Raw genomic sequence first — 10935 nt, 5'->3', positions numbered from 1 at the left:
TCGGAGTAGGCTTTAAGCGCATATGTGTGCTTATGGGGTAGGAGTAACGTTGATTTGTGAGCTGTAAGAACCTATGTGTTCTTACAGCTTCTATCGGACGTGGTGGGAGTGCTCGGAGTAGGCTTTAAGCGCACATGTGTGCTTATGGGGTAGGAGTAACGTTGATTTTTGAGTTGTAAGAACCTATGTGTTCTTACAGCTTCTATCTGGCGTGTTGGGAGTGCTCGGAGTAGGCTTTAAGCGCATATGTGTGCTTATGGGGTAGGAGTAACGTTGATTTGTGAGCTGTAAGAACCTATGTGTTCTTACAGCTTCTATTTGGTGTTGGAAGTAAACTTTAAGCGCATATGTGTGCTTATAAGGTAGATGTCGCATGTGTCGTATCGTTTGAACTCATTAAGAACCTATGTGCATGTACAACGAGGGTACAACATTAATCTAAAAAAGGGTCATGAAGGAATTTACACTCTCCTTCATGACCCTTTGCTGTCTCCATGTAATCGATCAGCCGTCCTTGACCGGCTCTTTTGGCTGTGGCCGCTTGCGAAGCAGCGACTGCCATACCCATCCAGCGTTAATCATGAGCATGACCGCAGATAAAAGAAATAAACCTTTAATGCCGATCCAACCGGAGAGGGCACCACCCGTGATCGGGCCAATCATGTTGCCTAGACTCATTGTGCTGGTGTTGAAGCTGTAGGAACGGCTCTCCATGCCGTCAGGTGTGTATTTTCGAATAAGGGAGTTTACGGCTGGGATAAGCCCCCCGAGAAAGATGCCAAGAAAAAAGCGGGCAATGAGCAATTGCCATACAGTGCCTGCCATCGCTTGCGGAATAAAGGCGAGCGACGAACCAACAAGCGCTACGCCAAGTACACGTTCTGCGCCGATTCGGTCACTAAGCTTACCGAGCAGCGGCGAGGACACGAGATTGGAGAGACCGGTGACTGATCCGACGAAGCCTGCCAAGAAAGCAAGGTTGGCCGTTGTCCCGTGAAGCTCCTGAACATAAAGCGGAATAAGCGTCATTGGGCTCATCATAGCGAATTGAATGAGAAAAGTGACGGCAAATAACGCAGTAAGCTGAGGAATGCCGCTTAACTTCCGAAAACCTTCGATGACGGAGGCTTGCACGCGAGCAGCTGCTTTCATGCGGTCAAACGGTTCTTTTACAACAAATAGAGCAAGCAGCGAGGCTGCAAACAGCAAGGCACCTGTCAGGTAGAAGATCGGCCTAAAGCCAATAGAATCCGCGAGCAAGCCGCCAATAAATGGGCCAAGTATCGTTCCGGCAATGCCTCCTGATTGAATCGTTCCCATCGCGAAGCCCATCTTGTTTTTAGGCGTTGTTGCTGAAATTAATGCGATAGATGCAGGGTTGAAGCCGGATATTGTCCCATTCACCATACGAAGCAGCAGCAAGTGCCATGGAGTTGTGGCAAATCCCATCAATACCATAACGATGGACATACCGAAACCAGAGCGGAGAAGCATCATTTTGCGACCGTACCTGTCAGCCATCTTTCCCCATATGGGTTGAAAAATAAACGAAGTCACAAAGTTGCCCGCAAAAATAAGCCCAGCCCACACGCCGATCTCATGCTTATCGGTTAAACCTAAATCAAATTGCAAATAGAGGGACAGGAACGGAATGATCATCGTCATCCCAGCCATAACGAGAAACTGTCCGAACCACAACACGATCAGATTTTTTTTCCATTGTTCCATAAGAAAATTATAACATATGTGATCAAGGCAACAAAAATGGTTCGAATGACTTATCGAATCTTCATATTAATGTCGAAACTCGTTCTTTTGTCATAGAAAAATATACCTAGCTATAGTAAACTGAGATTAGAAGAAAAAGGAATTAATTATGTCGATGGTGGCTATGAAGAAGCGGGTGAGGAATCACAAATGAGATTTTATAAGAAAGCAGAAGGACAATCGGGCTTTTCACTAATTGAAGTACTAGCTGCATTTACAATACTATCCATCGTTGCTCTAGCAATGACAGCATTTTTCACGAATGCACTCACCTATGCGAAAGGGAATCAGAATAAGACAGTTATGGTGAATCTAGCACGGAATGCTTTATTTTATATGGAGAAGCAAGAATTTGATCCGATCAAAAAATACTTTGTTGTGGATGGCAAAACGGAGATTTCATGCGGGGCGACAAGCTGCTCTGAAGAAGTGAAAAAGCTGGTTTCGAATGGGGATATATTATTTGAGGTTCTTCACCCAACGATTAACGGTGTTGCATATCAAATATCGATTGAATATCAGAAAGACATTATGACCGATCTTTCGCTTCAAGGAAAAACAGCGAATTATTTAATCCCGATTAACGTTCTTGTAGAGCCTATTGGGGGCAGCAACAATGCTCGTGAGGTAACAAGGGTGGAGGGCTACATAACAAATGAGAAAATACGTTAGTAAGCTTCGAAATGAAGAAGGAATTTCATTAATTGAACTCATCGCATCAATGGCTTTGCTTTCGATATTTGGAGGAATCATATATTCAGTACTCGTCTTCGGAATTGGCACTTATAACAAAATCGAGGTTGAAAACTCCTTGCGTGATGAGGGAGATTTAGTTATGTCCTCTGTTATTAACGAGTTGTATACCTTCGCGCCAGATTTAATAGGGTCAACGGGGTATGGCATTGAGCTGTCCAAAAGCGATCCCGTCGAAGTGAAGATGATCAAGATCGATAATGGCGAAATAATGGTAGGAAACCGCGATCTCAAAATAAAATCAACGATTGCTCCAGCATCTACCATCAAACTCATTTGTGAGAAGCCTGGGGCCTGCAGTACAGGACTTATTGAGATTAAGCTTGTACTTAATCAAACCCACGCTGGAAAAACACAGCAATTAGCATTAGAAAGTAAATTTGGATTCTAGGAGATATGCCATGATTCGAAATGAACGCGGCTATGCGTTATTGCTTGTTATATTTATGATTCTTTTATTTACGATATTAGGGACTGCCATTTTAGGTGCTAGTTTAGGCGGAGCAACTCGAACAGAGACACGCGAAAACGATGTGCAAAGCCTTCATTTAGCGGAAAAGTCTCTTAATCAAGCCGTGTCTTATTTAATTTCCGAGTATGATGGACGAGATGATATTAGCTCTGAAGACTTAAAAAAATATATGAATGAGTTTGAGAAATCAAATACTACAAATACAAAGCTTGACGGGGCAAACGCCAAAACAAAAATTGAAGTTGTTAGTGGCAATGATCCAAAGAGCTATAAAATCAAGCTAACATCTGAAGCGATTGTTAATGGTGTTAAGCGTGCGATGCAGCAAACTGTACAGATTGATTCTTATCCTGAATTTCTCGATTATGCATTTGGTTCTGAGGAGGATGTGATTATCAATGGGGCTCCCTATGCAATAGGGAAAATTTATGCAGGTGATGAATTAAAAATATACAACCAAGCTTTTTATGACTACAAAAATGTGAATTTACGACAGCCTACGCAGTTTCCCAAGCTTAATGAAGATAATGGAGACGTATATGTGCCCTCCTTCAATGCTATCAAATATTATGAAGGCTCAGACTTAAATCCGGAAAATGGCTATAAAAGTCTGTTAACAAACGATCAGAACGAGCTCAAAAAAATACTCGGTATTAATTATGATAAAATTCATATCAAAGATGCGAGTAAATTTAGATCCATTAATATTGATCAATCGTTCATTGACAAGGCAGTAGAAGCGACTGGTGTGGTGAATGAAGTTGTTCGAGGTAAGCTCAAAATGGCTTTTAATGATGATAACATGACTCCATTTATTAATGAATTGCTCAACAACGGAATAAAGGAAGTTTCGATTGAGCATGAGCCACCATTACCAAATTTTGAAAATTCCGTAGAAGTCGATAATTACAATAAAAAGAAGCAGAAGTATGACAATTACATAAATACATTTAACAGTGTGTTATCAGAATCTATTATTCATCAGGGAGATCTGAATTTAGAGGGCGTGCTCTTTAAAAAACTCACCTATGGAGAAACGGCGAAAAAATCAGGGAAATGGTTTATTGTGAATGGTGATTTGACGATTAATAACACTGATAGCAATAGTGATCTTTTCATTTCTGCTAATATACTTGTAACGGGCAATGTGTCGATTTCAGGCAAGAAGATTAAAGTAGATAGTACGATATTTTGTTTAGGAGCAGGGTCAGAAAAGAAAGAAACTATTATACAGGATGCTGAGATAAAAGGTATGAAAGTGGGAAACGATACAAAGCAGCTTGTCCTCATATCCAAGAAAAAAATCTTGCTTAATCGATTTGATTCATTCTCCTATTATAAGAAATACGAGGGAGAGAATATCGATAAAAATAGACTCGATGCTTTCTTTTATACGGAAGATGAAGCAGAGTTATATGGAGTAGGGTCGACGTTTTGGTTAAACGGTGGTTTTTTTGCAAAAAAGAATCTTACGATAAACGCCGTTTTAGGGGATGTTAAAGAGAAATTAGATGCTTCTGGCATAGATTTCCCTCCTCAAATAGGAAGTTTAGGCAGTCTCGATTCAAGATTCATTATAGAACACAACCCTCATATTTTTGAAGAACAGTACACGACTGGTTTGCCTAGAGTGCAACGAATAAGCGTGATGGTCGGTAGAATTGAATTAATAAATTAGTATACAAAATAAAGTAGCCTTCTGAGAACTAACTCTGAAGGCTACTTTATTGCCCAACTAAAGCTAAGGAACAACAAAGCCGCCAAGCATTTGATGCTTGGCGGCTTTGTCATACTAGTATCTTCCTTTGCCGTCTGTTGTTGTTGTGGTTGGATTATTAACGATGATGGTGATCTGAGCAGCAACCTTTGGATCATTTGTATAAGCTACCGTGATTGTTGCTGTGCCTGATTTAAGAGCAGTAATCACTCCGTCAACATTCACGCTCACAATCTCGTTGTTACTACTGCTCCATAAAAGCTCGTTTTTAATTTTGTCTTTACCATCTCTAGGAATGGATTGAAGTTCACCCCATAATTCTACAACTGTTCCTGGGTCAACTGTTTTGCTGTTTAACAATTTCAATTTAACCTGGTTTACTTCAATGGTTAGCTTGTTAGAAACGTAAATACGCCCTGCGTTCGTCGTCACCGTTAGTTTAACTTCTACATTGCCAGCTTTTATGCCTTTAAGTGTTGCAGAGTCTTGTGCTTGTGAAGTCAAAATACCATTCGCATTTCCTTCCGTAACACTCCAAACTGCTGTTTTAATCGGGTCATTGCCAGAAGCAGGAATGACAGCCGATAATGCAATGCTCGTACCTAATGGAATATTACTTGGTCCACTAATGACTGGGTTCGGTATTGTCACGGTTACTAATGCATTTTTGGATATCCCACTGCCATCCGAAGCTGTAACTGTAATCGTTGCTGCTCCAATACCAACCCCTGTAATTTTACCGTCACTTCCGACATTTACAATAGAGGTATCGCTCGATGACCAGGTAACCGCTTTGTTTTTTGCATCGACTGGATTAAACACAGGTGTCATTTGCTTTGTTTCGTTAAGTAAAAGCGTTGCATCAGCTAAATCGATACTTATTAGCTTCTTGTATACCGATATTGTCTTTGTCGCGGTATATTCTCTTTTTTTGTTCGTTACAGGATCTGTCTGATCAGTAGTCACCTTTAGGGTAATGGTTGCATCGCCAGCTGATAATCCTTGTACATTCGTTGAGCTGCCGCTGGTGTTGCTTAAGCTTATATTTCCAGTGTTTGATGTGACTTTCCAGTTATAGGACGTGATATTCTCATAATCTGCTGTAAATAGTTTTGATTCCAGAATAATGGATTCACTAACGGCGACATTTTCCGGGCCAGTAATATTAAGCCCTGGGCTAATAACGGTAACGACTGCGCTTGTTGTAATTTTACTGCCATCAGTTGTTGACGCAGTTATGTGTGCAGTACCTGATGTGATGCCTGTAATAATGCCAGTACTGCTATCGATGGAAGCAACAGTTGGATGATCAGACGTCCAGATCAGTTGTTTATTAGTAGGATCTTCAGGCGTAAATACGGGAATCAAAGGCAGTCTGTCACCTACTAAAATCGTTTTATTATTTACAGTTACCGTCTTGATTTTAGTAATTGCTTTTAATACATAATGTGGGAATTGCAGCTTTTTGGAAGCCTGCTCACCAATATCTTTAAAGTCTAATTGGGCATCAAGTAATGGATAAGACCCGTCTTTTTTCGGTGTAACCGGAATACTGAAAGTAAACGGATTAGCAGTGTATGTGTTTCCAGAAAGCGTATATCTGATATCTTTAATTGTTCCAGTGACAGTGTAGCCTGTAGCCAAAGTACCGATCTTATTAAAATCAGTCGGAAGTGCTCCTATCTCTAAATTAGCAGGAAACGTTTCTTTAAATTTCAACGATGTAACGATCATTCGATCAGCGGCAAGTGCTTCGTTTCTGTTTATTGGTCTAGGTGTCAGTGTATAAGTGAAGGTTGCTGCTGTATCCTTTTCAACGGTCTCCTGAACGACATTACTGGAAACGGTACGACTCAGCTCGAGGTTGGAGGAGACTTTTACAACCCTTACATTTATGAATTTAACTACTTCAGCGCCTTTAGCATCGCTTGCGATAATTTGGACTTTCAAATCTCCGCCGTTTGGAAGAGGATTAGTAACGGTCTTATTCACGGTTGATCCTGACAGAATCTTTTCGTTAGTTGTGACAGGATAAGACTTTCCGTTGTATATCAGATTTATTGATGTTGTTAGCTCTCGATCGTTCAAGTCGAAATCCTCAGCCTTGTAGTTAATCAGAAGATCCTGATAGGAGGGGATAAAGTTATTGTCGACTTGATTATACTCAATTGGACTGAAGACAGTCAGTTGAGGAGCATGATTAGATCCCATAAATGCTCTATACATGGTATTGATAAACAACTTTTGTTCCCACGCTGGGAAGCCTTTATTTGTATGACCTGAACCTGAATAGGTCACATTGCCTTTGGAATACGTGTAATAATGATTCCAGCTGTCACCAGAAGTACGGACACCACCGATCATATTGTACCAAGGGATAACAGTAGCGTCCTCTAAATCAAGAGTGAAATACTGGTTGTGCGTCGTAGCGACCTGTGTGGATTCGTTTAATAAAAAAGGGTATTGCGTTAACAGACCTTCATTTACTTTTTCTGTTGATGTAGCTTGTAGCGGATTTCCGAGTCCCATGTCTGTACGTGGGGCAATTTGTCCAGTTGTCGTTTGGAATTTATTGAGCCAGTTTTGACTTTCGCTATTATTATTCACAAAGATAGTATCATGCGTAAACATAACGCTCTGACCTGTACTTATGAACTGCTGTACAGCAGCTGTTGCGTTATTACCGATTGGTGCAAAGTTGTTGTACTCATCGACAAATCCGAATATGAGCATGTCATATTTTCCGTTTAATGTGTTGTAACCGCTGTTATTAAAATTAGTTATTGAGGTCGTATCGATGGTAATGCCATAATCATTAGTTATTAAATCTTTGGATTGTAAATTATTGTTTAGATTGCTGTCGTTTGTGTTTTTGTTCGGCAACACTTGAAGTACTTTAATATTGATTTTCTCATCTTGGAAGCGGTATACCCCAGTTTGAATATCTTTTAAAGGACTGCCGAATTCAGATAGCTCGAGTCTCCAATACTGAAGACCAGAGTATCCGGGTGGAAGCTTATACGTAAGCGTACCGCTTTTCTCTGTAACCGTTTGAGAAGTAACAAATTGTTCAGCGCCAAACGGCAGAGAGCTGTCAGTCCCAATATACAAGTTTAAATTAATATTTTTGGAAGCTACATCGCCAAGGTTATCGACTGCATATTTAAATGTGATGATCTCATCAGGAGAATATTTTTTTGTAGAGGTTGATGTGTAGCCGTCAGGCTTCTCGGTTAGGGTGAGTAAAGGTCTGATATTCCCTTTATCGAGAAGATTGATTTTTGATACAAAATTAGCTTGGCTAGAAATGTCATTATTGTTCACAAAAATTACGTTGCTTTTAGTTTTTCCTGCTTGGTTGTAGATGGAGAAGTTCTTTTTCAAAAGAGCTTCTTTTTTGTTACTACCACTTCCTAGATCGTCTTGGTATAGCAATCCTTTTTTGCTGCTGTCTGTAGAATCGCTATAGAGAATAACTGGGAGTCCTTTGTCAACGAAGTTTTTAATAATCTCTGTTGCTTTTAATTGAGTAATATCATTTTGCTTGTTGGCCGTATTATGGGCACTTGACGTAGAGCTTTGAGTAGGGAGAGTGATACTATAACTACCCTTACCAATGTATATCGCGTCATAGTTACCATCTAGCTGTTCTCGTGATGCAACAAATTGTTTCATGCTTAACGTTTTTATCGTAATTAGGTTAGTTGTGCCGACCGCAGCAGTCAGATCTGAAGTTCCTGATTCGGTAATTTCCAATACGTTAACAGTAGGACGAAGCTTTTTAACAGAAAGATTGAATTTTTGAGAATCATTTTCTGTATCGTTTTTAGCAACTAAAGTGTTTGAATTTACTTCCAAGTATTTTTGCGAGGAATTAATTGTATTTTTCGTTTTAAATCGAACAATTCCTTCAGAAACCGCTTGCTTCACGAATTTTTCACTATCTGAAGGATTCGTTTTTGTTAAAACTGTAAGTTTATTTTGATTAGAGGATGATGTGGAATAGGAAAGATATTTGTTGGTGCCTTTGGATTTGATAGACACGATATCATTGCCATGATCCTCAAGCTCAAACAACTCGTCTAAGAAATATTGGTTTGTATTTACGCTAATTGTATCATTCTTCACGGAAACAAACTTCGAATTATTACTCAATGTAATCGTAGAACTAGGAACCGATGCATTAACTAAGTAAGGCCTAACCCCGATGTATGTAAAAGTCATAGCTAGTATCGTAATAATGCAAACGATTGAAACTCTTTTCCTCAGAAATGATAGATTCATGATCCTTTCCTCCTTGTAAACTAAAATCGAATGAGTCTTATTACCTAAAAATTGCAATGAAAACTGTTGTAATTTGCCATATGTAGGATATAATCAGTGTAAGCGACAACGCTAGTTGTTGCAAGATAAACTAGTGAAATACATAGATGAGAGCGGATATTGTTAATTTAAAGATAGGATTCAATGTGAAGTAGGTATATAGAACCAATTATATAAAACTATTTATTTGCATTGGAATAGGGATAGAGATAGGGGTTGAAGCTGTGGCGGCAATCAAAAAAAGACTAGGAGATTTGCTTGTTGAGAGCTTGCTGATTTCTGAGGAGCAGCTGCAGGAAGCATTGCGTGAACAGAGTAAGACCAAGCAAAAGCTGGGTGACTTGCTCATTACACAAGGTTATATTACCGAACAGCAACTAATAGAGGTTTTAGAGTTCCAACTTGGTATCCCGCATGTGAGTTTATACAAATTTCAAATAGATCCGGCAATCGCTCAGATTATTCCAGAGAGCATGGCAAGACGATATCAAGCTATCCCGATTCAAAAAGAAGGCGGAAGGCTGATGGTCGCAATGGCCGATCCGCTTGATTATTTTGCAATAGAAGAATTGCGAATGAGCACGGGTTTCCGTATCGAACCAGCCATTTCAAGCAGAGATGAACTACAACGAGCTATTGCTCGTCATTACGGTCTTCAAGATTCCATGAATCAGATGCTGGTCGATCTTTCTTCTTCGGATGATATTCAAGAAATAGAAGTGATGGATGAAGATTCGCCGGTCGTTCGCCTTGTGAATCAGATGATTCAGCAAGCCGTTCAACTAAGGGCATCGGATATACATGTGGACCCAGGCGAGATGCAAATATCGATTCGTTATCGGGTGGATGGTGTGCTTAGAACGGAGAAGACGGTTCCGAAGCAAATGCAAGGCTTCATCACAGCCAGGCTCAAAATTATGGCAAAGCTCAATATTGCCGAACGCAGATTGCCTCAAGACGGACGCATCAAGATGCAGGTTGATTTTAAAAATGTCGATATTCGCGTATCCTCACTTCCTACAATACACGGTGAAAAAATTGTATTGCGTATTCTCGATTTAAGTACAGGTGTGAAGGCCATTGACCAGCTAGGCTTTAACGAGCATAACTTCACCTTATTTAAAGAAATGATCGACAAGCCGTACGGAATTTTGCTTATTACTGGCCCTACAGGCAGCGGTAAAACAACTACTTTATATTCTGGACTTCAGCATTTGAATCAGGAAGATACGAATATTATTACGATTGAAGATCCTGTTGAGTATCAGCTGGAAGGCATCAATCAGGTGCATGTGAGTCCGAATATCGGGCTGACATTTGCAGCAGGACTGCGCTCTATTTTGCGGCAAGATCCGAACGTCGTTATGGTGGGTGAAATTCGAGACAGCGAGACTGCAGAAATTGCGATCCGTGCATCGTTGACGGGGCATTTGGTATTGTCGACTTTACATACGAATGATTCGGTTAGTACGATTACCCGTTTTAGAGATATGGGTGTTGAACCCTATTTGATTGCTTCCTCTCTCGTAGGCGTTGTTGCGCAAAGGCTTGTCCGACGCGTTTGTGCGGACTGCAAGCAGTCGCATGCTGTGACCGACCAGGAACGAATATTTTTGAGAAGTCGTTCAATTGAGATAGAGACGCTTATAAAGGGCAAAGGCTGTGGAAGCTGCAACAATACTGGATACCGCGGCCGAGTTGCTATTCACGAGGTATTGTTTGTGAATGATGAGCTGCGCGAGCTTATTAACGAAGGGGCATCGGTTCAACAATTGCGTGAAGCGGGAGCAGGGCAAGGTATGATTCAATTGATGGACGACGGCTTGGAAAAAGTAACACGTGGGATTACGACGCTGCAGGAAGTGCTGCGCGAGACGGTAGCACATTAGGCGGAGGGTGGTAA

The 10935-nt window shown here is 40.6% G+C and carries 6 protein-coding genes; 4 read left to right on the top strand and 2 right to left on the bottom strand.

Going from position 1 to position 10935, the window contains the following annotated elements; all coding sequences use genetic code 11:
- Positions 1-504 precede the first annotated feature (504 nt).
- Positions 505-1728, bottom strand: coding sequence for an MFS transporter (locus AB4Z45_RS17395; RefSeq protein ID WP_076266798.1), 1224 nt, complete (start codon positions 1726-1728; stop codon positions 505-507).
- A 189-nt stretch (positions 1729-1917) separates the two neighbouring features.
- On the opposite strand from AB4Z45_RS17395, the gene AB4Z45_RS17390 reads away from it, so the two are divergent.
- From AB4Z45_RS17390 to AB4Z45_RS17380, 3 genes are read left to right on the top strand one after another with little or no spacing between them, the layout of a single operon-like run.
- Positions 1918-2439, top strand: coding sequence for a type IV pilus modification PilV family protein (locus AB4Z45_RS17390; RefSeq protein ID WP_441910506.1), 522 nt, complete (start codon positions 1918-1920; stop codon positions 2437-2439).
- Positions 2423-2911: a PilW family protein gene (locus AB4Z45_RS17385; protein WP_441910505.1), complete on the top strand. Its 489-nt coding sequence runs from the start codon at positions 2423-2425 to the stop codon at positions 2909-2911. The genes AB4Z45_RS17390 and AB4Z45_RS17385 overlap by 17 nt, the downstream gene beginning before the upstream one ends.
- Positions 2912-2921: 10 nt before the next feature.
- A complete protein-coding gene (locus AB4Z45_RS17380; protein ID WP_441910504.1) occupies positions 2922-4670 on the top strand; it encodes a hypothetical protein in 1749 nt (582 codons plus the stop codon).
- A gap of 114 nt (positions 4671-4784) precedes the next feature.
- On the opposite strand, the gene AB4Z45_RS17375 is transcribed toward AB4Z45_RS17380, so the two are convergent.
- On the bottom strand, positions 4785-8993 hold the full coding sequence (locus AB4Z45_RS17375; protein WP_441910503.1) for a DUF5057 domain-containing protein: 4209 nt from the start codon (positions 8991-8993) through the stop codon (positions 4785-4787).
- A gap of 263 nt (positions 8994-9256) precedes the next feature.
- Here AB4Z45_RS17375 and AB4Z45_RS17370 point away from each other — a divergent pair, with 263 nt between their 5' ends.
- On the top strand, positions 9257-10921 hold the full coding sequence (locus AB4Z45_RS17370; protein ID WP_441910502.1) for a GspE/PulE family protein: 1665 nt from the start codon (positions 9257-9259) through the stop codon (positions 10919-10921).
- The last annotated feature ends 14 nt before the right edge of the window (positions 10922-10935 follow it).

Origin of the sequence: Paenibacillus sp. MCAF9, assembly GCF_052114265.1 — a bacterium.
Classification (GTDB): domain Bacteria; phylum Bacillota; class Bacilli; order Paenibacillales; family Paenibacillaceae; genus Pristimantibacillus.
The sequence above is the reverse complement of the archived record's forward strand: the minus strand, read 5'-3'. Positions and strand labels throughout refer to the sequence as shown.

Excerpts from the sequence above, each read along its gene's own strand:
- AB4Z45_RS17390 (WP_441910506.1), top strand. The coding sequence starts at position 1,918 with ATGAGATTTTATAAGAAAGCAGAAGGACAATCGGGCTTTTCACTAATT.
- AB4Z45_RS17375 (WP_441910503.1), bottom strand. The coding sequence starts at position 8,993 with ATGAATCTATCATTTCTGAGGAAAAGAGTTTCAATCGTTTGCATTATT.
- AB4Z45_RS17380 (WP_441910504.1), top strand. The coding sequence starts at position 2,922 with ATGATTCGAAATGAACGCGGCTATGCGTTATTGCTTGTTATATTTATG.
- AB4Z45_RS17385 (WP_441910505.1), top strand. The coding sequence starts at position 2,423 with ATGAGAAAATACGTTAGTAAGCTTCGAAATGAAGAAGGAATTTCATTA.
- AB4Z45_RS17395 (WP_076266798.1), bottom strand. The coding sequence starts at position 1,728 with ATGGAACAATGGAAAAAAAATCTGATCGTGTTGTGGTTCGGACAGTTT.